This window comes from Vibrio sp. QJM3NY_21, from assembly GCF_057785975.1.
In genome coordinates, this window is record NZ_CM173513.1 from 740,470 (window position 1) to 766,550 (window position 26,081).

Consider the following 26,081-nt stretch of genomic DNA (forward strand, 5'->3'; position numbering starts at 1 on the left):
AGCGTATTATGGCTTCAACAAGCTGATGAGTTCACAAGTTTAGTGAATTAAGTTTAAGAGAGGCTGACATGATTCAACGTATTAAATATAGATTAACAGGAGCTCCAACACCCATGGCAGGGTTGGCACTAGCAATCGCAAGCTTAGGCTGGTGCTGGGATGGTGTTTTAGTCGCGCAAGGTATCTTACACACACCGGGTTTGGTGCAGTGGATCAGTGCTGGCATGGCTGCGGTATTACTTCTTGTTTTAGCTGTGAAATTTTTGATTCACGGCCACCTATTACGTGAAGATCTTGCTCACCCTGTTGTGGGTAGTGTTGTGCCAACCTTCGCGATGGGTTGCATGGTTGTGTCTGCTTCATTGGCTCCAATATCTCCGTTTCTTCAAGAAGCAATGTGGTTGGCTTCGGTAGCGTTACATGTCGTGTTCTTGGTGAGCTTCTTATACCACAGAGCTAAAAACTTTGAGATTCACCACATGGTGCCAAGTTGGTTTGTACCACCAATCGGTATTATCGTGGCAGATGTTTCTTTTTCAGGTAATCCGATCTTAGAACCCGTTGCTCATGCGACTTTAGTCTTTGGCTTATTGGTTTATGCCGTAATGCTACCTCTCATGATCTACCGTTTGATCTTCTCTCATGAAGTGCCTGACGCAGCAAAACCAACGATTGCGATTATGGCGGCACCAGCCAGTTTATCTTTAGCAGGCTACCTAACGGTGACGGCAAATCCTTCACCAGTGATCATTGGGTTACTCTTTGGCATTGCAGTGTTAATGACGTTTATTATCTACATCGCGTTTTTCAAACTACTTCGTCTGCCTTTCAGCCCTGGCTATGCGGCGTTTACCTTCCCAATCGTGATTGGTGCAACGGCGTTATTCAAATTGGCGGCTTGGATGCAAACTGTTGGTGTGGAAACTCACTATGTGGATCAAGTCTTCAACCTAGCGTATCTAGAATTGATTGTGGCAACGTTTGTAGTGGGTTATGTGGCGGTTCGTTATTACATGAATTACAAACCTCATCGTGTACTAAGCGCAGTAGGCAGTAGATTGTAAGAAGCAATAGTTCAAAAGATAAACGGACCTTAAGTTTTCAGTATTTCATAAGCTTATATTCCTAATCCAAACTCGGCACTTATGCTAATCTGGCTTTATATTGTGGCAAGATTAGCGTGAGTGCACTTTGTTTACTGTTTACCATTCCAATAAAGTCGATACTTTAAAAATCCTTCTCGTTCACTTAATCAAAAGTGACCCTTTAGCCAATCCTTTCGAAAAAGAGCAGATCTTGGTTCAGAGCCCAGGTATGTCTCAATGGCTTAAGATGGAACTCGCCAAAGAGTTTGGTGTAGCAGCAAATATAGACTTTCCTCTTCCAGCAACCTTCATTTGGGATATGTTTACCCAAGTGCTTCCTGATGTACCTAAACGCAGTGCTTTTAACAAAGAAGCGATGACGTGGAAGTTGATGAGTTTGCTACCCGCTAAGCTTGACCACCCTGATTTTTTACCTCTGCAACGTTATCTTGAAAACGACGAAGATGACTCTAAGTTGTATCAATTGGCAGAGAAAATTGCCGATATCTTCGATGGTTACTTGGTGTATCGACCTGAATGGATGGCGATGTGGGAAGCGGGAGAGCCTGTTTCCGAACTTATTGATGACGAAGGGCAGCAAGAGCATCCTTGGCAGCCGATTTTGTGGCAAGCACTCTATGACCAGACCCTGTCTCAAGGCCAATCGAAATATCACCGTGGTAACTTGTATCACGACTTCATTGAAGCGCTAGCCAACCAACAAGGGCAGCTACAACACCTGCCGAAACGTCTGTTTGTGTTTGGTATTTCGTCGCTGCCTCCTCGCTACATGGATGCCTTGAAAGCGCTTGGCGAGCAGATCGATGTTCACCTGATGTTTACCAACCCTTGCCAACATTACTGGGGCGATATTCGCGACCGTAAATATTTGGCAAGAGTTGAAGCGCAGCGTCGTAAGCAGTTTGCGTTGGTTGATGGTTTACCTCAGCTAGAAGGCGAAGTGTCACCTTTGAAAGATGGTATTGAAGCCAACGTTGAAGATGAACTACACACCAGCCAAGCCGTGGGTAATAGTTTACTTGCGTCTATGGGTAAGCTGGGTAGAGATAACCTGTTTTTGCTGTCTCAATCAGACAGTGAAGAGCATGAGTTCTTTATTGATGTTGAGAGGGATAACCTACTGCATCAACTGCAAGCCGATATTCTCCAGCTAGAAGAGCATCAAGACGACCACATCTTAGACTCCAGCAATCATAAACAGGTGGTTGAACTTGGCGATCGCTCTCTAACCGTACATGCGTGTCACAGCCCAATGCGTGAGGTTGAGGTTCTTCATGACCAGTTGTTGGCGATGTTTGATGCCGACCCGACACTAAAACCACGCGATATCATCGTGATGGTGTCTGACATTAATGCTTATAGCCCAGCGATTCAGGCGGTATTTGGTAATGCTCCTGGTGAGCGTTATATCCCTTACTCGATCTCTGATAGAACCGCAGACCAAGAAAGCCCAATTCTGACCGCCTTCATGCAGTTAGTCGCACTACCGAACACGCGCTGTTTAGCCTCTGAGTTACTAGAGCTATTAGAAATCCCAGCGATGATGGCACGCTTTGGTATTGATGAGTTTCAATTTGAGCAAGCCAAGCAATGGGTTGAAGAAGCGGGTATCCGTTGGGGCGTTGATTCTTCTACTGCAACAGAATTTGATCTACCTGCGACCGAGCAAAATACTTGGCTATTCGGTATTCAGCGCATGCTCTTAGGCTATGCGATGTCGGACTCTGCGGGTTTATTTGAAACTGAACACTCTCCGATTGCCGCTTATAACGAAGTTCAAGGTATTAACGCCGAACTTGCTGGTAAGTTAGCGCACTTTATCGATCGTATTGCCCATTACCGCCAACGTTTAACTGAAACACAATCTATCGATATGTGGCGTGAAATCTTGCTGCAAATGATTGATGATTTCTTTGCGGTTGAGCTGGAAGGCGAGGTGGTGCTTAAATCGATTCGCGATGCACTTTCCCAATTGAATGAACAGCTTGATGATGCCCTGTACGAACAAGAACTGTCGCCAAGCATTATCTACCAGTACCTCAATAATAAGTTATCTGGCGCGCGTATTAGCCAGCGATTCTTAGCTGGCCAAGTTAACTTTTGTACCTTAATGCCGATGCGTTCTATTCCGTTCAAAACGGTTTGTTTGTTAGGTATGAATGATGGTGTTTACCCTCGCTCAATGCCACCAGAAGGTTTTGACTTGATGAGCGGCCAAACTCGCTCGCCGAATGGCGTAGGCAAAAAGAGTCTAGCTCGACCTGGCGATCGTTCTCGTCGTGATGATGACCGTTATCTATTCTTAGAAGCGATGTTGTCAGCACAAGAGTGCTTATACATCAGCTATGTCGGCCGCTCGATTCAAGATAATACCGAGCGAGTGCCGTCGGTATTGGTTTCAGAGTTGATCGAGTACTGCCAGCAGAACTATTGCTTAAGTGAAGACCAAGCGTTACCAAGTGATGATTCAGGCATCAACCTGACTCAAGCGATCAGCTTTGAACACACCATGACACCGTTTAGCCCTGCAGCCTTTACTCAAGGTGACGCAAGCCATGTGCTGAGTTACGCCAAAGAATGGCTTCCTGCGGCTAACCGTTCAGGTGAGCGCAGTGGTGAGTTCAATCGTGCATTGGATGACTATTTGTTGGGGGCAACGTATCCGTTAGAACTCGACTTGGTTGAGTTACAGCGTTTTTGGCGTTTGCCAGTGCAGTACTTCTTTAATCGCCGTCTAAAAGTGGTGTTTGAGCCGCCGCTTCCTGTGATGGAAGATGATGAACCGTTCGTACTTAATGGTTTAGAGAGTTTCCAACTTAAGGATGCTTTGCTGCAAGTGTTGCTGGACCACCCTGAAGGTGCAGACGAAGCGGTTCGATTATTTGTCTCTGAGCAAAAAGCACAGGGCCGATTACCGGTCGGCGCCTTTGGTGATATCGAATTTGAAACCAATCGTGTTCAAGCGGAAGACTTAGCTAAAGAGATTCGATTTGTGAGCGGATCACCGCAGCAAGATCTCGAAGTGAATATCGAATTTGATGTGTTAGGCGAAGGCAAACCTGTTCGTTTGATGGGTTGGTTAACTCAAAACTATCAATCGGGTCTAGTTCGTTTCCGTAGCGGTAAAATACGCTCTCAAGATTATTTGGCAGCGTGGATTGATCATCTATGTTGTGCAGTGATGGGACACGGAAAAACGACCCATATTATTGGCTACGACAGAAAAGAAGGCGTGGTTCACCAAACGCTACAACCTATCGGCGATGCGCTTCAGGCGAAGAGTTTGCTGGCTGAGTTAGTACGACTGTTTTATCAAGGCATGACAGCACCACTGCCTTACTTCCCGAAAACCGCATTGGCTGGCGTTGAGGCTGGCTTTAGCCGTGGTAAATGGGTCGATGACGAAGAAAAGTCACTTAAGAAAATGGCCGATACTTTTAATGACAGCTTCGCCTTTACGGGCGAGGGCAGAGACACCTATATCTCACGAATTTGGCCTAAGTGGGATGATGAACTGGCTGCTGAGTCGCGTATGTATTCAACGCTTGTGTTACAGGCCGCAAGACTTGCCGCTGCCGATCTTGAAGATCAGGAATAATCAGCAGTGATCAGCAAGATCGCCAACGATACTAACGTCAAAGAGATGCGTTTGAATAAAGACATGGAAAATAAAGAGTTAGATGTAAATTTGGAGTGCAGGGCTTATCAAAAGGTTAGAGGTAATCGAGGTATAAGCTTAGTAAAAGCGATAGATAGTGATTTGCGGAAAGTCAGGGTACAGGAAATAAAGTGGCCGCCAGTAAATCATTATTAGTGTAGGGCGTTCGCTGTACGGCCACAGGTCAGAGGGACCATTATTCAGTGGTTCAAAGTAACGCATGAGTATAAAACTCGTAGGCGCTCCTGAACTCGTGGGCGCATAGTAGCGAGGCGATCTGAATTGATCCGTGAGAGAGATCGCACTAACTATTAACAAATTGGCGTAGGACGTAAATTGCATGACGTTTTCTACGCTAGGTCACATTTGTAACAGACTAATTTATCAGAAGGCAGTAAGGCATGACGACCACAAGCAGTGCTCAGGTAATCGTTCCACAAACACTTGATACCATGACGTTTCCACTTCATGGCGCGCGTTTAATTGAAGCATCAGCGGGTACGGGTAAAACATTTACCATCGCTGGCTTGTATTTGCGCCTACTGCTTGGGCACGGTACCGCTGCGCCGCAAGGTGATCTGACTGAAGCTACTCGACACCATGAGGAGCTTACTGTAGACCAAATTCTGGTGGTGACCTTTACTGAAGCCGCAACGGCAGAGCTACGCGATCGTATCCGCGCTCGAATCCATGATGCACGTATTGCGTTTGCTCGTGGACAAAGTGACGACCCAGTGATTGCTCCTTTATTACAAGCTATCGATGATCATGCTGGCGCTGCGAAAACTCTGCTCAATGCTGAAAGGCAAATGGATGAGGCTGCGGTTTACACCATTCACGGTTTCTGTCAGAGAATGTTGACTCAGAATGCCTTCGAGTCTGGAAGCCGTTTTGATAATGAATTTGTGACCGATGAAAGCCATCTGAAAGCACAAGTGGTTGCCGACTATTGGCGTAAGCAGTTCTACCCGCTGCCAATTCAACTGGCTGGTGAAGTGCGAAATATTTGGGGCTCTCCCGCTTCGTTATTGGCTGACGTAAATCGCTACCTGACAGGATCTCCGCTGAAGCTGACCGTAGATGCGATGTCGGGCGACTTACAAACGCTACACAACCAAAACCTAGATAAAGTGAAGCAACTTAAGACGTTGTGGTGCGAATCCGAAGCGGACTTTTTGGCTTTGATTTCAGGTTCAGATGTGAACAAACGCAGCTACACCAAGAAGTCTCTGCCTACTTGGTTAGAAGCCGTCACAGCATGGGCGCAGAGCGACACTCATGATTACCAGTTTCCAGATAAACTAGAGAAGTTCTCACAAGCCACTCTAATTGAAAAAACGCCGAAAGGTACTGCACCTCAGCACGCAGTTTTCGAAGCGATTGAGGACTTCTTAAATTCTCCAGCAGATCTGAAAGCCCCATTGTTGGCACATGCGATTACTCATTGTCGAACCATGTTAGCCAAGGCTAAACAGCAGAAACAGTGGCTATCGTTTGATGACTTGCTGACTCAGTTATCTGCATCGATTGATGTGGATGAGCAATCACTGCTGGTGGAAAGAATTCGTACCTTATACCCAGTGGCGATGATCGATGAATTCCAAGATACCGATCCGCTGCAGTACAGTATTTTCAGCCGAATTTATCTCGATAACCCGCAGTGTGGTCTGTTTATGATCGGTGACCCGAAGCAGGCTATTTATGGCTTCCGTGGCGCGGATATCTTTACCTATATCAAGGCGAGAAACCAAGTTAGTGCTCACTACACTTTAGGGACTAACTGGCGTTCGAGTGCTGATATGGTCAGCGCGGTAAACCAAGTGTTTATGAATTCGGATAGCCCGTTTATCTACGACCAAGACATTCCATTTTTGCCTGTCGCAGCCAGCCCATCGGCTGATAAACGCCAATGGGTAATGAACGGAGAAACTCAGCACGCACTTACCTTTTGGCTGCAAGATGCTGAAGATAAGCCCTTACCAAAAGGCGAATATCACAAAGCCATGGCCGAGGCGACGGCGAGTCAAGTTCAAACTATTCTGACGGCTTCTCAAAACGAACAAGCCTATTTTGATAACGGCAAAAAACAACATGCCGTGAATGCGGGTGATATTGCTGTCTTGGTTCGAACCGGTAGTGAAGGTCGTCTGATTAAGAATGCGCTGTCTGAGCAAGGCATTGCGAGCGTGTACTTATCTAACCGAGATAGCGTGTTCACCAGTTTGGTCGCGCAAGATATTCAACGCTTACTGCAAGCGGTGCTGACGCCAGAAAATGACCGTGCATTGCGTGCGAGTTTAGCGTCGGAGTTGTTTGCTCTGGATGCCGCCTCATTGGATGAACTCAACAACGATGAAGTGGTTTGGGAAAATGTCGTTAACGAATTTCGAGAATATCGTAAGTTGTGGTTGCAACGTGGCGTGCTACCAATGCTTCGCAGCGTGATCAGTAAACGACATCTCGCGGAACGTTTACTGGAAGAAGAAAATGGTGAGCGCTCACTCACTGATTTGATGCACATTGGCGAATTGTTGCAACAAGCAAGACAAGAGCTCGACAGTGACTATGGCTTGTTGCGTTGGTTGGCAGAAGCGATATCAGATGCACAAAATGGTTTAGGCGGTAGTGATGACGACATTCAACGCCTTGAATCAGAGAGAAACTTGGTTCAAATCGTTACCATTCATAAGTCGAAAGGCTTGGAGTATGACCTCGTATTTTTGCCGTTTGTCGCGAGTTACCGTGAAGCGAGTGAAGGCAAGTTCTACGATCACGAGTCAGATACCACAGTGCTTGATATTACCGGTAGCGACAGTGCCTTAGCACAAGCTGATAAAGAACGATTGGCGGAAGACTTACGTTTAATTTACGTAGCACTTACTCGTGCTGTATACGGTTGTTTCATTGGCATGGCACCGCTACGTAAAGGCCGCTCAACCAAAGAGCCGACCGGTGTACATTTGAGTGCCATGGGCTATTTGGTTCAAAATGGACAAGAGCAAGGCATCGCCGAGTTACATCAAGCTCTATCAGCGATTGAGGGTAAGAATTCAAGCGTATTACTGTCTGAAACACCAACCGCTCACGAGCAAGTGTTTGTTCAGGCAGAACAAGTGAGTGACGACTTACAGGCTAGCGAACTGAAGGCTTCAATTGACCGAGCTTGGCGTATCACCAGTTACTCGGGGCTTGTAAAACAAGGCAGTCATGGAGCAAGCCATGACGCTACGATTGAGGTGTCTGGTTTCGATATTGATTCAGCCGATGAGCAAGATGAGTCGGAACTGATTGAACCGGAACGTTCTATATTCACGTTCCCTCGCGGTGCTCGCCCAGGTACCTTCTTACATACCTTGTTTGAGGATGTTGAATTTACCGAGCCAGCAACCAGTGACCATAACACGCAAGTAATCACTCACTTGTTAGAGTCAGAGCAATACGAACTCGAATGGTTACCGGTGCTGCAACAGCTTGTTGATACGGTGCTAAACACCGCATTAGATGGAAAGAACTTAAAGCTGAGTGAGAAAGACTCAACTCAACGATTAGTCGAAATGGAGTTCTTGTTACCGATCGAAGTGTTGGCCGCATCTGAGCTCAATCAAACCATTCAATATCATGATCCGCTATCGGCTAAAGCGGGTGATCTCGGCTTCCAAACTGTACAAGGCATGCTGAAAGGCTTTATCGATTTAGTGTTTGAGCATCAAGGTAAATACTATGTACTTGACTGGAAATCGAACCATTTAGGTGATGACGTTGCCGTCTACCATGGTGAGGCATTGAAATCGGCGATGGCCGACCACCGCTACGATCTGCAATATCAAATCTATGCGTTGGCATTGCACCGCTTCTTACGCAGCCGCGTAGCAGGTTACAGCTATGAACAACATTTCGGTGGCGTTTATTACTTGTTTTTAAGAGGAATGGACGGCCAATCTCAACAAGGTATTTTCTCGGCGAAACCTACATTGGCTTTGCTCGATGAAATGGATCAATTGATTGACGGTAAAGTGATAGACAGACGTTCAGCACAATTGAATGACAATGAAACTGGACAGATGGGGCTTCTATAATGACAACAACGACCACGATTGATACGACAAACCCTGTAAAGCCAGTTTCACTTATCCCTGATCAGCTCATGGATGTATTGAAGTTCCTTGCGGATAAGGGTTCGATTCGCCAATTGGATTATCAATTTGCCCGTTTTATTACTCAGCAAGCGACGAGTCATTCTCAAGAACTCGGCTTTCTTGCTGGGGTCGTGAGCCATGAATTAGGCAAGGGGCATATTTGTACTCAGCTTATACAAGCTCAAACGGCAGGCCCTGAACTAACGACAGATCTAGCTCAGTTACTCGGTTTGTACGGTGAAACGGCGCTGCAACTGAACCTAAAATTGTTGGGGATTGATTGGGTGGCGGTACTTCAATCGTCAAACCTAGTAGGTACAACCAATGACTGTGTTAAGCCGCTGATGTTTGATGGGCAGCGTGTCTACTTACAGCGTTATTGGAACTACGAAGTTGTGCTGGCTGACACCTTAAACCGTTTAAGTAAGCCGGTAGAGTTCAATATTGAACAGAAAAAAGCGCTAACCGAAACGTTGAATCAGTTATTCGCACGCAGTTACCATTTTCTGTTTAATGCCTTAGCCAAGGCTGAAGCAAACCAACAAACGTCTCAGGTATTACGCCAACAGCTGGTGTGTGATCATCTTGATATCGTCGATGAGCAATCTCTGAATTGGGGTGCAATCGACCAAGCGATTGTCCAAGCTAAGCAGGTAACTGACTTAGATGTTCTAGACGGTTTGGTGCCGTTATCTGCATGTTTGAACTGGCAAAAAGTGGCGGCAGCGGTGGCGTTAAGTCGTCGTTTTGCTGTGATTTCTGGTGGGCCGGGTACTGGTAAAACGACCACGGTAACTAAGTTGCTTTCGGCTATGGTCGAGCAATCGCTAAGCCAAGGTAAAACACCGACGATCAAGCTAGTGGCACCGACAGGTAAAGCGGCAGCACGTTTAACTGAGTCGATTGGTAAAGCGATTGAGCAGCTGCCATTAGCGCCTGAAGTAAAGGCCAACATACCGACTGAATCCAGTACTTTACATAGGTTACTCGGCGCGATTCCTAATCGAGCGGAATTTAGACATAACCGACGTAATCCACTTCACCTTGATATCTTGGTGGTGGATGAGGCATCGATGGTCGATCTATCTATGATGTATAAGCTGGTGGATGCGCTTCCTGAGCACGCAAGGCTCATCTTATTGGGTGATAAAGACCAACTCGCTTCAGTAGAGGCAGGTGCTGTGCTCGGTGATATCTGTTCATTCAACTCTGTCGGGTATAGTTCAGCGCAAGGCAATTTGATTGCGGAGATGACAGGCTTTGATGCGATAGCTAAACCAAGACAAGACAAAGCTGGAGCGGTGAATCCGCCTGCGATTGCAGATAGTTTGTGTATGCTGCAGAAGAGTTACCGCTTCGACGCGCGTTCTGGTATTGGGCAGTTGGCAAAAGCAATCAATAACGGCTCTGCAAATCAGGTCGACCAAGTGTTTGCCAAAGGATTTGAGGATATCGAAAACCATCCCCTGTCGAGTGACAGCTATAACTTGATGTTGCGAACTTTGGTCAATGAATATGGTGGATACCTCAATAGAATGAATGTACCGCTTGAAGAGCTAGAGACTCAAGAATCACGCGCAAAATCGGTTCTCGACCTGTTTAGCCAGTGCCGATTACTGTGTTCTATTCGTGAAGGGGATTTTGGTGTTAAGGGCCTCAACCAAAGAATCGAAAGGGCACTTGCTGCAAGACGCTTGGTGAATCCGCACAATGATGAACTCTGGTATCACGGGCGACCAGTGATGGTAACGCGCAATGATCATGGCTTGGGCTTATACAATGGTGATATTGGTATCTGTATGTTTGAAGCTGATGCAAGTCGCTCTTCTGCAACTGACGATAACTCAGTCCCTCGATTGAAGGTGTACTTTGAGTTGCCCGATGGCAGTGTGAAAGCCGTGCTTCCAAGCCGAGTCCCCGATCATGAGACCGCTTATGCGATGACGATACACAAATCTCAAGGCAGTGAATTTGATTTGACCTTAATGATCTTACCGCCAGATTTCAGCCCCATTTTAACGCGCGAGCTTATCTATACAGGGATTACGCGTGCTAAGAAACGACTGATGATGTTCAGCGACACAAATGTGTTGAAGCGTGGGATTAAGGTGAAAACAGAGCGAGTGAGTGGTTTAGGCAGTCGCTTAACGAATTAGTCGTTAATGGCCGCTAGAAAAGGGCTTGAACTTAGAGCTAGATAAACACAAAGCAACCATCCCTGGTTGCTTTGAACGTTATTAAGACTCTTTGCTTAAAAACGCTCGAGTAAACGATATATGGTTTATCTTGTACTTTGCTTGGCAATTCAAAATAAACTCTTTTAGATTCTCGCTAACAGGGAACACGCAGTGTACGTCTAGCCCTTCTAAGAATTGGTTATCAGCCATATCCCAAAAACTTTGCAGCGAGTTACAAACAATGGTTCTCATATCAATGTTGCTCTTTTTGCTGTTTATATTAACGAGCAGAGCTAATAGTTAGCGTGCTGACCGTCAACGGGTATAGCAATCCGTGCAGTGACCATCTCAATGAGTTCGATATGACTATCGAGATGGCAATTCCAATAAAAACTTTTGTTAATATTATAAAGCGCCTAAATTCTATACAATTATTCGTGTGAGTGAAAGTGCATATTTGATAAATCTCATATAGTAAACGATTACATTTGCAATTATTTTTCTATTAAATTGAGATTTCGCTCCAAAACTTTATTTATACGTTTAGCGCTAAGATTTTTGAGTTTCTCTGATAGTTGTATAGCCCTTGTTTTTCCATCGGTAACTCGTCCACGCCTATCTCGTAAAACCCCTGCTCACGGAACCAGTGAAGGCTGTGCGTAGTAAGGACAAAGATCTGGTCGATATCACGAGATTTTGATTGGTGGCGCATGTAATCCAGCAGTAACTGTCCACGGTTTCCATCGCGATAGTCTGGGTGGATAGCAACACAGGCCATCTCTGCCATGTGGTCTTCTGGATACGCGTATAGCGCAGCGCAACCAATAATTAGGCCGTCTTTTTCGATAATGGTAAAGCGATAGATCTCTTGCTCTAACTGCTCTCTTGAACGGCGGACTAAGATGCCTTGTTCTTCCAGTGGACGAATGAGGTCAAAGATGCCACCGATATCATCAATCTGAGCTTGTCTTACTTGCTCGGCACTTGCCATGACCACCTGGGTGCCAATACCATCAAAAGAGAATAGCTCTTGGATTAATGCGCCATCCACTTTGTAGCTAATTAGATGGCAACGAGGTACCCCAGCACGACAAGCAGAGATAGCACCTTTTAAGAAGCGTAATGTACCAGTGCTCATATCTTCTTTAGGGTTCTGAGATTCCGTTAAGCGTTCTAGAATTTGCTTGGCGTCTTTAGGGAAAAGTTCGGCGAGTACATCACCGCTTTCATCGGTTACCCCTTGCTCTGAGCAAAAACCAATCAGCTTGTCGGCCTTTAAACGAATAGCAACTTGGGTTGCGACCTCTTCAGAAAGCAGGTTAAAGCTTTCGCCAGTCACGGAGCTAGCAATAGGCCCAAGAAGAACGATGGAACCTTGGTCAAGTGTGCGATTAATCCCTTCGATGTCTATTCGACGAATACGTCCGCTGTGGCAATAATCCGTACCATCATCGACACCTAGCGGCTGAGCGGTAATGAAGTTACCACTCATCACATTGAGTTGAGTGCCTGCCATCGGGGTGTTGTTTAGGCTCATTGAAAGTCGAGCTGTGATGGCTAGTTGTAGTTGACCAGCAGCCTGCATCGCGACACCTAAAGAATATTCGTCAGTAACTCTAATATTCTTATGGTAAGGCGTGTGGCAATCTTGCCTTGCTAATAGCTGGTTGATCTGTGGTCTTGCTCCGTGAACGAGAACAATCTTTACCCCAAGGCTGTGGAGTAAGGCTATATCGCTAATTATGTTGCCAAAGTTTCTATCGGCAACGGCTTCGCCACCAAGCATAATAACCATGGTTTTTCCACGGTGAGCATTTACGTAAGGGGTTGATTGTCTGAAACCTTTTACTAGCGCTGTACTTCTTAATTTCACAGAACAAGTCCACTTGTGTTTATTTATTCGCTAATTTAGCATTTAAATTCAAATGTAAACAACACCTTTTTTGGAATAAAGCGCAAACTATTCTCATCTAGGGTTCATTATGTAAACTGTCTCAGTGTAGAATGCACATAGCATCTTTATGAGTCGTAACCGAATGCAACAAGCTCCAGCAACAAAGAACAAGATCGATGAGATTACCCAAAGCCTCTACAGTGAAGCTGAGCAACGCAATCAATCTAAGTTGAAGCGTAAGATTATTGAACGTTGTTTAATGGTTTTAGCTTTGGTGGGATCGTTTGCTGTGGTTTCCTTGTTCGATGATGTGCTTTCCCGAGTACAAGATGCGGCGACGCCCGACCATCTGATATACGGTACGTGGGTAGAGCAGGACGTTGCACATTATGCGACGGACGAGTTTCGACTAAACGCTAATGGCGTGTCAGTGCGTGGGTCTGTTGTTTCGACGAGTTTTGACTTTGATGGTAACTACTTCGAATATAAAGCGGGTGATAAAACCTATCGCTTCCGCATGACCAATTCTGACAACACAGAAATGGTGCTCGATTCTGATAATCACTACAATCCCGTCTTCCGCCTTAAAGGTCATATCGAGAACTCAGTCCGATAGGTTATCTTATTGTAAACTCTTACAATCTACGATTGTGTTATCTGGCTGTTTTTGTCATCCTCGATGCATAGAATTTTTAGGATGACTCTTGTGATTAAAAAATGGCTTCCCCTTGTCGCTGCCTCTTTCTTATTTGGCTGTGCTCAACCGACTGATCTTGCTCAACAACACCTTGATGACGAATTTCCCCGCACCTTAAATAAGGTCGATCAGGTTGAATCCAATAAACCAAGAGACTACACCGCATTTGCAGAGCAAGCTGAAATGGTGGTTTCTAAATCCCCTTCGATGGCTAAAATCTATGAGCCGCTTTATCAGCAACTCAATGAGTGGGCGATGCAAAGTGGAGACCCAAGCGATCTCGCTAACTTTGGCGTTCAAACTGCTCAATTGGGTGGTGGTGATAAGCAAGGCAACGTTTTGTTCACGGGGTACTTTTCTCCCGTAATGGAGCTACGCCACGAAGCCAGTGAAGAATACCATTTCCCTGTTTATGGACTTCCAGAGTGCGATAAAGAGTGTCCAACCCGCGAAGAGATCTACAACGGTGCATTAGAAGGCCAGGGCCTTGAGTTAGGTTACTCTGCAAACCGTATCGACCCATTTATGATGGAAGTACAGGGCAGTGGATTCGTGCATTTCGGTGATGACGATACGTTGCAGTATTTCGCATACGCGGGTAAGAACAATAAAGCTTACGTGAGCATTGGCCGTGTTTTAATCGAGCGAGGCTTAGTTCCACGCGAAAAAATGTCCCTAAAAGCAATCAAAGAGTGGGTATTGGCAAACGATCCCGAAGTGGTCAAAGAGCTGCTTGAGCAAAACCCATCATTCGTGTTTTTTGAAGCGAGAGACGATCTATCAGTAATGGGCAGCGCGGGCATTCCTCTCTTACCTATGGCGGCGGTAGCGGGCGATCGCTCTATCTTGCCAATGGGGACGCCAATTCTGGCTGAGGTTCCATTACTGAATGCAGACGGTACTTGGAGCGGTGCGCACCAGCTAAGACTGTTACTGGTTTTGGATACCGGTGGCGCAGTTAAGCAGAACCATTTGGATCTCTACCACGGAATGGGGCCAAGAGCGGGAACTGAAGCGGGTCATTACAAGCATTTTGGTCGTGTATGGAAGCTTGGCTTAGATGGCAGTGCAACCGAAGCACCTTGGGCTTTGCCTCCTGAAAAGGTCGAGTAAACAACAATAAAATAGGGCATTGAAAGCGAATCGCTAATCCCCTAGACTTTTAATTCAAGAGTGCGTATAAAACGCACTCTTTTCTTTTTCTCAGAAATAAATTGGCGGCAATAATGCGTGAATTGACCACACCAGCTTCAGAAAACTATGACCAACGATTTGGTGGTACTCGCCGCCTATATGGCAATAGTGAAGTCGACATACTTAGAGCAGCGCACGTGTGCGTGATCGGTATTGGTGGCGTAGGTTCATGGGCTGTTGAAGCGCTTGCTCGTACCGGTTTAGGTGAGCTGACTTTGATCGATATGGATGATGTGTGTGTGACTAACATCAACCGTCAAATACACGCAATGTCGGGTACCGTTGGCAAAAGCAAAATCGAAGTGATGGCTGAGCGCGTTAAGCTGATTAACCCTGAGTGTAAAGTTAACTTGATTGATGATTTCATTGGCCCTGACAATCAGGCTGAGTACTTGTCGAAAGAGTTCGATTTTGTGTTAGATGCGATTGATAGCATGAAAGCCAAGGCTTCGTTGTTGGCGTATTGTCGTAGTAACAAAATCAAAGTGATCACCACGGGTGGCGCGGGTGGGCAAGTCGACCCAACTCAAATTAAAGTCGCCGATCTGACTAAGACAATTCAAGATCCGCTAGCGAAGAAGCTTAAAGATACTTTACGTCGTCACCACAATTTTCCTAAGAACCCAGATCGTAAATTTGGTATTGATTGTGTGTTCTCTACTGAGCAACTTAAATACCCTCAAGCTGACGGCAGTGTATGTGCTGCGAAAGCGACTGCAGAAGGGCCAAAACGCATGGACTGTGCGACGGGTTTCGGTGCAGCAACGGTTGTAACCGCGACTTTTGGCTTTGTGGCTGTTTCTCGTATCGTAGAAAAGATCATTCAAAAGCACTCTAAGTAGTTCTCTATTATTTGCTTAACAACACTAAACCATTGTCACCTGTACATTTAGTCATAATCTATTGGATATTAAAATGATGTCATTCCCAAGCTCTCCATTTGGTACTGAAATTACCAGTGATGATATTGTCGCAAAAATGCAGACATTCAGCGGTTGGGAAGACCGTTATCGCCAAGTGATTCAATGGGGTAAGAAATTACCTAGCATGCCTGATGAGCTGAAGAGTGAGCAGGTTGTAGTTTCTGGTTGTGAAAGCCAAGTCTGGCTAGTTTCTCAGAACATCGACGGTGTTTGGTATTTTTGTGCTGATTCTGATGCTCGTATCGTGCGCGGTCTGATTGCATTAGTGATGGCTGCGTATGACGGCAAAACATCAGAGCAGATTCAAGCGTTCGATATTGACGACTACTTTGAAAAAATCGGTCTAATCACACACTTGAGCCCATCTCGCGGTAATGGTTTAAAAGCGATTGTTGCTCAAATCCAAGAGCTAAGTGCGTAGTCCATTACGAACAAGCAAATATAAAAAGGGTTGACGAAGAACGCCAACCCTAAACAATTTTGCTACTCGCTACAGCATATCTACTGCTTTCTCTACTGCAGCAATCAGTTTTTCAACCTCATCCATGTTGTTGTAAATCCCAAATGAAATTCGTACCGTTCCTTTCACATTAAGCGCATCCATTAATGGATGAGCACAATGATGTCCTGCGCGTACCGCGATACCTTGTTGATCTAACAGTGTCGCAATGTCTTGATGGTGAACACCATCCATCACAAAAGTAATCACGCTTGCGTTGGGCTGATACCCCAAAACCTGAATATCATCCAGTTTACTGAGTGCACGGTAGGTTTCGTGCTGAAGCTGGTGGATATGATTTTCGACATATTGCTGTGCAAAACCACTCAACCATTCTATTGCAGTGCTTAATGCTATCGCGCCGGCTACATTTGGTGTTCCGGCTTCGAACTTACCAGGCAGTTCAGAAAAAGTAGTGCCAGAAAAAGAGACGCGCTCAACCATTTTGCCACCACCATGCCATGGAGGCATCGCTTCGAGCAATTCAAGTTTGCCATAAAGTACACCGATACCCGCAGGAGCGTAGAGTTTGTGCCCTGAAAATACGTAGAAATCCGCGCCTAAAGCAGCTACATCAACGGGCTCGTGTACGATGCCTTGCGCGCCATCAATAACCACAATCGCATTCATCTTGTGTGCTTTTTCTATGACAGCTTCAATTGGCTGACGAGAACCCGTCACGTTGGTTATCTGAGCTAATGCAACAATCTTGGTTTGTTCATTTAAAAGCGTATCAAACGCGACTAGGTCAAATTCGCAATCCGATCTCATCGGCACTTTAACGACTTTAGCCCCGGTTTGTTCTGCCACAATTTGCCAAGGCACAATGTTGGCGTGATGTTCCATTTCGCTAACCAAGATCTCATCGCCTGGTTGAAGCGTACTTCTTGCATAGGTTTGAGCGACCAAGTTGAGCGCTTCGGTTGCACCGCGAGTCCAGATGATCTCTTTTGAAGATCTTGCACCAATAAACTGAGCGACCTTATCTCTTGCCGCTTCAAACTGACTGGTCGCGTTCGCTGTTAAGCTATGACTACCACGGTGAACATTGGCATTTTGTTTGGAGTAATATTGGCTAATGGCATCAATAACCACCTGAGGTTTTTGTGTCGTTGCCGCGCTGTCTAAGTAAACCAACGGTTGTTGATTGATGGTTTGTGATAACGCAGGGAACTGCTCTCGGATGTGATTGATATCAAGCATCTATTCTTACCTAAAATCTTGGAAATTGGTGCTAGCGTTATGCTTAGCGGTATCGTTATTTTATCGCGACTTGTTAACCGTTGCTGACTAATCTTGATGATTCCAGCTATTTTCTCGTTCTTTGACTTGAGCAAACAGCTTTTGGTTAACGGGAACCTCTATCTGATGCTTAAGTGCTGTCTTTATAAGGTGTCCGGTAATGAAGTTTATCTCTGTCTTTCGTTGGTAAAACATATCTTGCTTCATTGAGGAATTGTTCTTTGCCGTGGCTTGGATAACCTGTTTGACGCTTGTCTCTAATTCGTCGAATGAACAAGTAATACCTTCAGCCATCATCACTTGCGTGAGTTCTTTAATTATAGAATTCAAAACTTCGCTAAATCTTTGGTCAGCAAGCTCTCCGTTTTTGATTTGTTCCAGCCCAGTGAGTGGGTTGATGGCACAATTGATGGCGAGCTTAGTCCATAGCGCTGTTTTTATCTCAGGATTCCAACTCACGGCAGGCAAGGCATGTTCCAACACATCAACTAAAAAAGTGCACTGTTGACCCTTGAGGTTAAAAGCCCCCAATTGTGTTTGACCGATTCCTGTGTGGGATACATTGTTGTGACTGGGTTTGAATGCCGCTTGGGTGGTGGTCGCCAATACTATTGGATGAGCATCAATTTGAGTGGCGATGTTGTCGACCGCGCCCATTCCGTTATGCATGAACATAAGAATGGTGTCAGAGTCGAGATATTGAAGTAACGGAGTAGTGGCTTCTTCTACTTGCCAAGCTTTGACCGTGAAAATAACCAAGTCACTCGCTAATAGCTTTTCGATATTGTTGTTACTGAAGGGATTCGAAGTTTGGTCATCAAGTGATAAGTCTATTGAGTTATCAGTGGAGCGGCTCCACAAAGAGACATTATGACCAGCTTGAAGTAGTTTTATTGCCCATAAAGAGCCGATGGCCCCTGGCCCAACAATGGTGATGTTCACAGCTATACCGAGATAAAAAAGTGATGCTGCAAGGATAGCGAGGCATTAAATGAAAGCAATAAAAAATGGCACCCGAGGGTGCCATTTAGGAAACTTTCTTATAAGTTCGATTAGAACTTGTAAGTTACCGCTACGTAGTGACCGAAGCCTGTCGTTTTACCTGCTAGGCCGTCATCTTTAAGACCGTAAACGTCTTTGTAGCCTTTAAGGCCGTAACCAACAGCAAAACGGTCTGAGTGCCAGTAAAGGCCGTTAAACATAACGCCGCCATTTGATGTTTTCAGCGCTTTATTATCATCATCCATACCGAATTGGTAATCGATGTAACCTTGGTAAGAGATGAACGAACCGTTCTCGAAGAAGTAGAATGGTTTGAACCAGTTAGTCGAGATTTGGTAGCCGTTCCAGTCTTTTTCGTTTGAATCGTATGTACCGTATAGGTTTAAGCCAATCTTGCCTAACCAAGGAACCATTACGTCAGAGCCAAGACCAACTTTTTGAGTGTTAACGCCAGAGTTACCACCCCATTCCATAAGCGTAGAAACATAAAGCTCTTGAACTGGACCGAAAGATAGATCTTTACCAGTTAGGCCATCTAGAGACATACGTGGTGCAAATTTCATGAAGATTTTTTCTTGACCATTTTTATCACTGCCTGGATCAGACGTTAGGTTGAATACATCAACGTAACCGTATAGATCGAAGATTCCAGAGCGACCACCAAACTCCATCTCTAGGTAATCATGAGTTGATTCGCCTGGAAGTTCGTCAATAGCACCCATAAGGTTGAACTGCATCCATTTGTAGTCGTTTTTATGGATGTCGCCGTCAGAATAATCAGCTGCCATTACTGGAGCAGATGTTGCTGCAATTAGGCCAAGAGCTAAAAGTGATTTACGCATAATGGAACTCTCTATGTTTAAAATAAGTAACCCGCTAATCCGTGCGTGTTTGTATGTCCGAATGCCGAGCATAATAGCGATTTTGTTCTCAAATAAAAGTGAGACAGAGTGAAAACTATAATTATTATGGTGAGGTTGATCACACTAACGATTTAAATGATGGAACTTTAAGATGGCAATGCATCTTGATGCACCCCTGTTTCTATTGATTTTGTGAAATTAGATTATTTTGTGGATAAATCGGTGAAATACTGCGCTAAGCAAACGATTCTACTAAATAGAGTGACATGCATATCAAAATCAACAGTATTCCTTTCTAATAGTTTTCTCTTTAAAAATGACTCATTAAATCCACCTCTCAATCTTGTCTTTGATCTATTTTTGACCAACTGCGTAATGATGTTGGAATCAATTGATGAACAAGTCATGTGATGACTGACTAGGAATTTCAACCTAGCTACTTTTGGAATCACGGAGAATTAAAGACAGTTCACTGCACTAGATTTTGAGACAATTTTTAAAGATTAGTTATTGGACTAATCATTTGTGTGACGAACTGGTCTAACTTTTTTGGAGAGAAGACCGATGAAATATTCACCATTACTCGCTGTTGCGTTGTCAGCCCTGTTCATTGTTGGGTGTGATGATGACGATGAACCAACAACTCAACTACAAGCTGTACATGCATCGCCAGATGCTCCGTTGGCTAATGTCTTAGTAAATAGTCAGGCTCGTTGGAGCGGTGTCGATTATGCTCAAGCATCCGGATATGCCTCAGTAGATCAAGGTCAAACCACCCTGCAAGTAGATGCCCAACTCCCAGGTGACGCAGTAGCGACTGTGATTCCGCCAAGCCAATTCGATTTGAGCGGTGATCTAGATTACACCGTAATGGTGGTCGGCGATGCTGATGGTTCTAATAACCCGGTTGAGGCGTTAGTTGTTACAAGGCCTGCTGAGGGAACGGCAACAAGTTCAAGTTTAGATGTGCAAGTTGTTCACGCGGCAACAGGGGTTGGAGATGTGAACTTATACGTAACGGCACCGAATGATCCATTGGGCGCTCCGCTTGGCACTCTCGGTTATAAAGACTTTACTGACGTACTCAATATTCCCGCAGGACAATATCGTGTGAGACTTGAAACGGTAAGTGGCAGTGCTATTGCTTTTGACTCTGGAGAAATCACTCTGTCTGGCGGTAGTGAGCTAACCATAGCGGCGGTGCCAAGAGCTGACTCCAATAGCGCTTCACCGGTAAAACTGATGGTGATGGACGGAACTGGATCATCTTTAATCTACGATATGGCAGAAACTGCAGAAGTAAGAGTCGGGCATTTAGTCGATGGTGCACCGGATGTTGACCCATTTGTGAACGGTTCTGCATTTGCTCCACTTGCTGATTTAATGTTTAAGGAGATCCGCGGGTTTCTCGATTTAGCTGCCGGGAGTTATGACATTGATATCTTTGCTGATGGTACAACAACCAATGCATTGATTGATGCTGACGGGGTGGCTGTATTTGCTGGAATGGATTACAGCATTTATGCAGTGGGGACTGTCTCTCCATTGAACTTGGAAGCACTTGTCGTTCCTGAAAACCGTCGTCCGGTAGCGACTAGCGCAGTATTGAACATTACCCATGCGGCGGCAAACCCAGTTGCAGCTTCGGTTGATATTTACTTGACTGAAAACGTGGGAATCTCTGGTAGCACTCCGGCACTAAGTGATGTGAAGTTCAAAGATTACGCGAATGGTATTTATGTGGCTGCGGGATCTTACTACGTGACAATTACTGTAGCAGGAGACCCAACTACTGTTGCCATTGACTCTGCGCCTGCAATTTTGGCTGACGGTGTTGTTTATCAAGTCGTCGCGATTGATGACTCGATGGGAACTGGCTTTAACTTAATCGTAAGTGATACAACAGATTAGCGTTTAAGTATCTGCTGGCAGAAAGTAAGGAGGGTAGCCCAGTGCTACCCTCTTCTCTTTTGTTTTCTTTTACTCTTATACGTGGTTGTTTTTGGCTTTCTCTAATAAATCAGTGAAAAAGTGGCGTAACGAGTAGAGCATGATCAAGCTTGGAATCACCATTAATGACGTTAGTATAAAGAAGGTTGACCAATCATTGAGGAAGTCGACCAACTCGCCACTGAAGGAGGCCAACGTCGTTCGACCGAAATTCCCCAAGGATGCGAGCAAGGCATATTGTGTTGCCGAGAAAGCTTGCCCGGTCAGTAGCGTTAAGAAGGAAACGAATGCCACTGTCGAAAAGGCGGTTGTGAAGTTATCGACAATAATCGTTGCCAAGAATAAGTTTTCATTGGGTCCTACTTGAGCAATCCATGCAAACATTAGGTTGCTGGCTGCCATTGCTACGCCGCCAATCATTAGCCCACGTACAATGCCAAATTTCACATTGAAGACACTGCCTAGCAAGGTGAAGAATATTGTTGCACCCCAACCAATTAACTTGGAGTAGTGGCCGATTTGTTCATTGCTAAAGCCGATCTCTTTATAGAAGGGAATCGACATTCTGCCTAAGAAGGCTTCACCTATCTTAAACAGGAATACGAACAGCAGAAGCGTAATAGCAACTTGAACACCGTTTCGCTTAAAGAAATCGTAGAAAGGTTCCAACACTGTAACGCTTAGCCAGGCCACAACTTTAGAGCCCACAACTTTATTATGGCGCTGTTGTGCTTCTTTTTGTAATGCTTCACGTTGTGTTGTTGGCTCACCGACAAATAAGGTGAATAGCATCAGAATGATGACGACGCCAGCCATGCCATAATACACGCCGTTCCAACCGATGGTATCGGCATTGATAAATGCGAGGTAACCAGGAAGAGAGTATCCAGTCCACCATCCCATCACGGCCATTGCGGATGCTTGCGGTAATTTGGAAGATTCCGATTTAGGGAATGAATCAATACGGAAGGCATCAATCGCTATATCTTGGGTTGCAGACGCAATTGCGATCCCGAGAGCGAGCATCGAGGTGAACATCAGATCATTGGCTGGATTTACTCCAGCGATGAAGAGCGTGCACACTAATACAAAGCTTTGACACAAAAATATCCAACTGCGTCGTTGGCCAAGAATGGCGTGCAGGATTGGCAATTTTACTCTGTCTACCAACGGTGCCCATAGAAAGTTAATGGCATAGACAGCGAATACACTGCCGAAATAACCAATAGCAGCACGGGTTAAGCCTGCATCTTTTAACCAACCAGACATGTTGGAGCCAATAAGAACCCAAGGGAAGCCACTCGAACAACCCAACATAAACACCCAGAGTAGACGTTTATCTAGATAGCTGCGGAAGGTCTGCATCCAAGAAAGAGAGGGAGAGCCTGATGACATAGGGCGTCCTTGTATAGAAAAACGCCCTTAAGAGGTTAAGGGCGCTGTATGAGATTACTTAAGAAGTGTTACTTTGTTGATGATGATAGGGTCGACTGGAATATCGGACATGCGGCCCATTCGTTTAGTCGGAATGGTTGCCATCTTTTGTACGACATCAAACCCTTCAGTTACCGTGCCAAAAACAGCGTAGCCCGGGTTACCACCTTTTGCATTCAAGAAGTCGTTATCCGAAAAGTTGATAAAGAACTGACGAGTCGCAGAGTCTGGCGCGTTAGTACGAGCCATTGCGATCGTTGCTGTATCATTCTTTAGACCGTTATTGCCTTCATTTTTGATTGGGGCATAAGTCGCTTGTTGATTCATGTCTTGATCGAAGCCGCCACCTTGCGCCATAAAGCCAGGAATAACACGGTGGAAGATAGTGCCTTCGTAGCTGCCGTCTGCCACGTATTTTAGGAAGTTTTCAGTACTAACCGGAGCTTGCTCTTGGTTTAGCTCTATCGTGAAGTCACCTAATGTTGTTTCAACGTTCACTTTTGGGCCTGCCCAAACGCTCACGCTCACCAGCATTAATGCAATAGAAGTTAGAATACGGCTCATTAGAAACGTTCCTTCATGTAGTTTTGTAGTTCAGGGTCGTTCGCAATTTCAGTAAGAACCAAGTTGATCACATCGTTAAGAACCATTGAGATGTCGTCGTTTGAAGCACTTAGCGCTCCAGTACGAGTTGCGGTACCGTTGAATGTTTTAACGAGCTTACCTTCAGGTGTCTCGGCCGTTACTTCAAGCGTTACTTTACCGTCCATTTTGTTTTCCATAATGGTGTGTTCTACGGTAACAAGTGCTTCTTGAATCTCTAAAACAATGGAGTTTTCGCTGTTTACGCTTGCTCGAAAACCTTGAGACTCTAACTGTTGAGCTACTGCGTTCTCTAGCGAAATACGCATGTTTTGTTTAGCGTGAATTGGCTGAATGTTTGAACGGCCACTATCAACCAAGGCTACATATTGAGCGGCACGAACATCTTTACTGGTTAGTGTGTATGTTTTGCCTTGTACAAGGTTGCTTGAGCTTAGTGAAGCTTCTGGCATTACATTGATCTGTTCTTGCTGAGGGGCAGAACATGCTGTCAATGCCATAATAGAAGCAGCCAAAATCAGTTTTTTCATTCCTTTATCCTTTCTAAATTCACACCAGAAGCTCGGTATCTTAAATTCTTGTGAAGTCGTTTCTGCTTATTTATTAAAATTCGCAGGCTCTCTTGTTGCTTGTAATATCTCAAATTTTTGGTTTAGTTCAAGCGTTTCAACGTTAGCTTCACCAAATAGTCTTGCTAGTTTGACATCGTATCCGAGGTGTCGGTTGCCAATAACAATTAATTTGCCTCCGTTGCTAAGAACATGCTTTGCATCACAGAACATTTGCCATGCAATGTGGTCTGTAATCGCTTGTTGCTGGTGGAACGGAGGATTACACATAACTAAGTAAGTGCTGTTCTTCTTGAAGCCATCTAAACAGTTGTTGGCGATGAACTGGAAGTTGCCTTCTTCACCAAGGTTATCCTTGACGTTTTGGCGCGCCGATTCCACCGCCATAAAGCTTTCATCCACACAGGTGATACGAGCTTGTGGGTTCAATTGCCCTGCTTTTACACTCAATACACCGTTGCCACAGCCTAAGTCGATGATATGACGTAGCTCAGGATCTTGAGGGATGTGCTCTAGCATATAACGAGCGCCTTGATCGAGTGCTTCCCCTGAGTAAACATTTGGTAAATTTTTCAGGCGGATATCTTCACCGTCTACGTCCCATTCAACATAAGGCTCTACTGTTTGAATCGGTTGGCAGTTTGGAGAAGAGAACACAAGGCGGTGCTTTTTCTTAGCCAGAGAGGTTTTGGTTTCACCGAGATATTTTTCAAACAGGTTCAGTGTTGAAGTGTGAATCTCTTTTACTTTATTCACACCAATCACTTGGCAGCCTTCAGGCAATGCTTGGCGCAACTGGCTCAATTGCCATATTAGGTGGCGGTTGGTTTTTGGCAATTGCATGATCACAAGGTCGATACCGTGTGGGATATCATCCATCGTGTTCAAGAAGTTCACTCGGTTACTTTGATTGCGCTGTAAGTTTTTTAACGTTCCGCGATGAGAAATGAAAGAGTCACTCATCATGGTCACGTCATGATCTTTGGAGAACCAAGCGGATAGGGCACCAAAACTGTCGTTCATGATCAGGATGTGTTTACCAGGTTCAAGATTCATCTCTTCAACATGGCTAATCAGATATTCGTCGCCGGCATCCCAAGCTTGAAGGGTTTCATTTGAACGGTTGGGGAAACGATTTAGGGTTAAAATTCTATCGTGAAGGGTAAGTTCAGTTTTCATTGCTTGAGATACTTATGTAAGAAATAACAAAGATATTGTCTCAAATGCAGCCTGAACAAGATATAAAAAACTCGACTAAACCCCTCGAGTCAGCGATGAAATACTCAGACAGTCGGTTAGTTAGGGTTTATACTGGAGCGACAGATAATGCCAATACGCTATTTAAGGAATCACAATGATCCAAGAAATTATCGAAACAAAATTGCACAATGAGTTTTCACCAAGTCATTTAAACGTGGTGAATGAGAGCTATATGCACAATGTTCCGGCTGGTTCTGAGAGTCATTTTAAAGTGATTGTTGTCAGCGATGTGTTTGAAGGTTTGCGTCTTATTGCTCGTCATAGAGCGGTAAATAAAGCACTATCAGAAGAGTTAGCGAATAATATTCACGCACTATCCATTCACACTTATACAAAAGATGAATGGATGAAGCAGCTAAATAACGTGCCAGATAGCCCGATGTGTATGGGTGGTGGTAAGTAAGATAATTAACCCATATAGAAGAGGCGGCTAGGCCGCCTCTTTTGTCTCAAAATCTATCTGTTTTCTGTTGTTATATCACTCAAGCTGATGGTAAATTGACCGACCAAAAATACCTACAATGAGTAATGTTTTTATTAACAGTGTTTCAACATAACACGTAAAATATTAGTTTGTGACAGAGTATTAATCTCTTGTTTAAAACACGTTCTAAAAGCCATTCTATCTGTGCGGCTCGTCAAATTTATACATATTTGAGAGTCCATATGCTTCAAATCTCACCAAATAAAGGCCGTATTCAAGTTATTGGTCATGGCATCAAGTTGTCAAAAAATGCTAGAATATGGCACCTGATAAATCTCACATAATTCTTGTGATGAGTTTATTAATGTATTGTTGCGATTTTGGTATCTCAAATTTACCAAAACCGGACACTGTAATGTCGTGTCTAAGGGCGATTTTAAAACGTCCTGA

The 26,081-nt window shown here is 44.8% G+C and carries 19 protein-coding genes; 10 read left to right on the forward strand and 9 right to left on the reverse strand.

Annotation, left to right across the window (positions count from 1 at the left end):
• Positions 1-68: 68 nt before the first annotated feature.
• The 4 genes from AC3CID_RS03290 (at position 69) to recD (ending at position 11,056) form a co-directional block, all read left to right on the forward strand.
• Complete coding sequence (locus tag AC3CID_RS03290) at positions 69-1,064, forward strand: TDT family transporter (protein ID WP_017074190.1); 996 nt, start codon at positions 69-71, stop codon at positions 1,062-1,064.
• Positions 1,065-1,191: 127 nt separating this feature from the next.
• Positions 1,192-4,704 carry an exodeoxyribonuclease V subunit gamma gene (gene recC / locus AC3CID_RS03295; protein ID WP_488526940.1) on the forward strand — a complete coding sequence of 1,171 codons (3,513 nt, stop codon included), beginning with the start codon at positions 1,192-1,194 and terminating at the stop codon, positions 4,702-4,704.
• Positions 4,705-5,165: 461 nt separating this feature from the next.
• Complete coding sequence (gene recB, locus AC3CID_RS03300; protein ID WP_473576915.1) at positions 5,166-8,840, forward strand: exodeoxyribonuclease V subunit beta; 3,675 nt, start codon at positions 5,166-5,168, stop codon at positions 8,838-8,840.
• Positions 8,840-11,056, forward strand: coding sequence for an exodeoxyribonuclease V subunit alpha (recD, locus tag AC3CID_RS03305; protein ID WP_488526941.1), 2,217 nt, complete (start codon positions 8,840-8,842; stop codon positions 11,054-11,056). The genes recB and recD overlap by 1 nt, the downstream gene beginning before the upstream one ends.
• A gap of 81 nt (positions 11,057-11,137) precedes the next feature.
• Here recD and AC3CID_RS03310 read toward each other — a convergent pair whose 3' ends face one another.
• Positions 11,138-11,329, reverse strand: a complete 192-nt coding sequence (locus tag AC3CID_RS03310; RefSeq protein ID WP_004735192.1) for a hypothetical protein — start codon at positions 11,327-11,329, stop codon at positions 11,138-11,140.
• Between the two features lie 283 nt (positions 11,330-11,612).
• A complete protein-coding gene (gene argA, locus AC3CID_RS03315) occupies positions 11,613-12,950 on the reverse strand; it encodes an amino-acid N-acetyltransferase (protein WP_488526942.1) in 1,338 nt (445 codons plus the stop codon).
• A 163-nt stretch (positions 12,951-13,113) separates the two neighbouring features.
• Between argA and AC3CID_RS03320 the strand changes: the two genes are divergently transcribed.
• From AC3CID_RS03320 to csdE, 4 genes are all read left to right on the forward strand, one after another.
• A complete protein-coding gene (locus tag AC3CID_RS03320; RefSeq protein ID WP_171308813.1) occupies positions 13,114-13,587 on the forward strand; it encodes a DUF2850 domain-containing protein in 474 nt (157 codons plus the stop codon).
• Between the two features lie 81 nt (positions 13,588-13,668).
• Positions 13,669-14,781, forward strand: a complete 1,113-nt coding sequence (mltA, locus tag AC3CID_RS03325; RefSeq protein ID WP_488526943.1) for a murein transglycosylase A — start codon at positions 13,669-13,671, stop codon at positions 14,779-14,781.
• Between the two features lie 113 nt (positions 14,782-14,894).
• Positions 14,895-15,704, forward strand: a complete 810-nt coding sequence (gene tcdA, locus AC3CID_RS03330) for a tRNA cyclic N6-threonylcarbamoyladenosine(37) synthase TcdA (RefSeq protein ID WP_017074198.1) — start codon at positions 14,895-14,897, stop codon at positions 15,702-15,704.
• Positions 15,705-15,777: 73 nt separating this feature from the next.
• Complete coding sequence (gene csdE, locus AC3CID_RS03335) at positions 15,778-16,206, forward strand: cysteine desulfurase sulfur acceptor subunit CsdE (RefSeq protein ID WP_145570622.1); 429 nt, start codon at positions 15,778-15,780, stop codon at positions 16,204-16,206.
• Positions 16,207-16,275: 69 nt separating this feature from the next.
• Here csdE and csdA read toward each other — a convergent pair whose 3' ends face one another.
• From csdA to AC3CID_RS03350, 3 genes are all read right to left on the reverse strand, one after another.
• Entirely contained in the window at positions 16,276-17,487 is a 1,212-nt protein-coding gene (gene csdA, locus AC3CID_RS03340) for a cysteine desulfurase CsdA (protein WP_488526944.1), read from the reverse strand.
• An 87-nt stretch (positions 17,488-17,574) separates the two neighbouring features.
• Positions 17,575-18,468, reverse strand: a complete 894-nt coding sequence (gene panE, locus AC3CID_RS03345) for a 2-dehydropantoate 2-reductase (protein ID WP_488526945.1) — start codon at positions 18,466-18,468, stop codon at positions 17,575-17,577.
• Between the two features lie 110 nt (positions 18,469-18,578).
• Positions 18,579-19,370, reverse strand: coding sequence for a nucleoside-specific channel-forming Tsx family protein (locus AC3CID_RS03350; RefSeq protein WP_488526946.1), 792 nt, complete (start codon positions 19,368-19,370; stop codon positions 18,579-18,581).
• A 585-nt stretch (positions 19,371-19,955) separates the two neighbouring features.
• On the opposite strand from AC3CID_RS03350, the gene AC3CID_RS03355 reads away from it, so the two are divergent.
• Entirely contained in the window at positions 19,956-21,302 is a 1,347-nt protein-coding gene (locus AC3CID_RS03355; RefSeq protein ID WP_488526947.1) for a DUF4397 domain-containing protein, read from the forward strand.
• 75 nt (positions 21,303-21,377) lie between these two features.
• Here the strand turns inward: AC3CID_RS03355 and AC3CID_RS03360 are convergent, their stop codons facing one another.
• The 4 genes from AC3CID_RS03360 to AC3CID_RS03375 form a co-directional block, all read right to left on the reverse strand.
• Positions 21,378-22,736 carry an AmpG family muropeptide MFS transporter gene (locus tag AC3CID_RS03360; protein ID WP_488526948.1) on the reverse strand — a complete coding sequence of 453 codons (1,359 nt, stop codon included), beginning with the start codon at positions 22,734-22,736 and terminating at the stop codon, positions 21,378-21,380.
• 54 nt (positions 22,737-22,790) lie between these two features.
• Positions 22,791-23,339 (reverse strand): peptidylprolyl isomerase, encoded by a 549-nt coding sequence (locus tag AC3CID_RS03365; RefSeq protein WP_488526949.1) that lies wholly within the window; start codon positions 23,337-23,339, stop codon positions 22,791-22,793.
• The gene (locus tag AC3CID_RS03370) at positions 23,339-23,908 is read right to left on the reverse strand and encodes a YajG family lipoprotein (RefSeq protein ID WP_004735204.1); all 570 of its coding nucleotides are present in this window, start codon (positions 23,906-23,908) and stop codon (positions 23,339-23,341) included. The genes AC3CID_RS03365 and AC3CID_RS03370 overlap by 1 nt, the downstream gene beginning before the upstream one ends.
• A 66-nt stretch (positions 23,909-23,974) precedes the next feature.
• On the reverse strand, positions 23,975-25,126 hold the full coding sequence (locus AC3CID_RS03375) for a methyltransferase (protein WP_488526950.1): 1,152 nt from the start codon (positions 25,124-25,126) through the stop codon (positions 23,975-23,977).
• A 175-nt stretch (positions 25,127-25,301) separates the two neighbouring features.
• Here AC3CID_RS03375 and bolA point away from each other — a divergent pair, with 175 nt between their 5' ends.
• Positions 25,302-25,610 (forward strand): transcriptional regulator BolA, encoded by a 309-nt coding sequence (bolA, locus tag AC3CID_RS03380; RefSeq protein ID WP_488526951.1) that lies wholly within the window; start codon positions 25,302-25,304, stop codon positions 25,608-25,610.
• Positions 25,611-26,081: the final 471 nt, after the last annotated feature.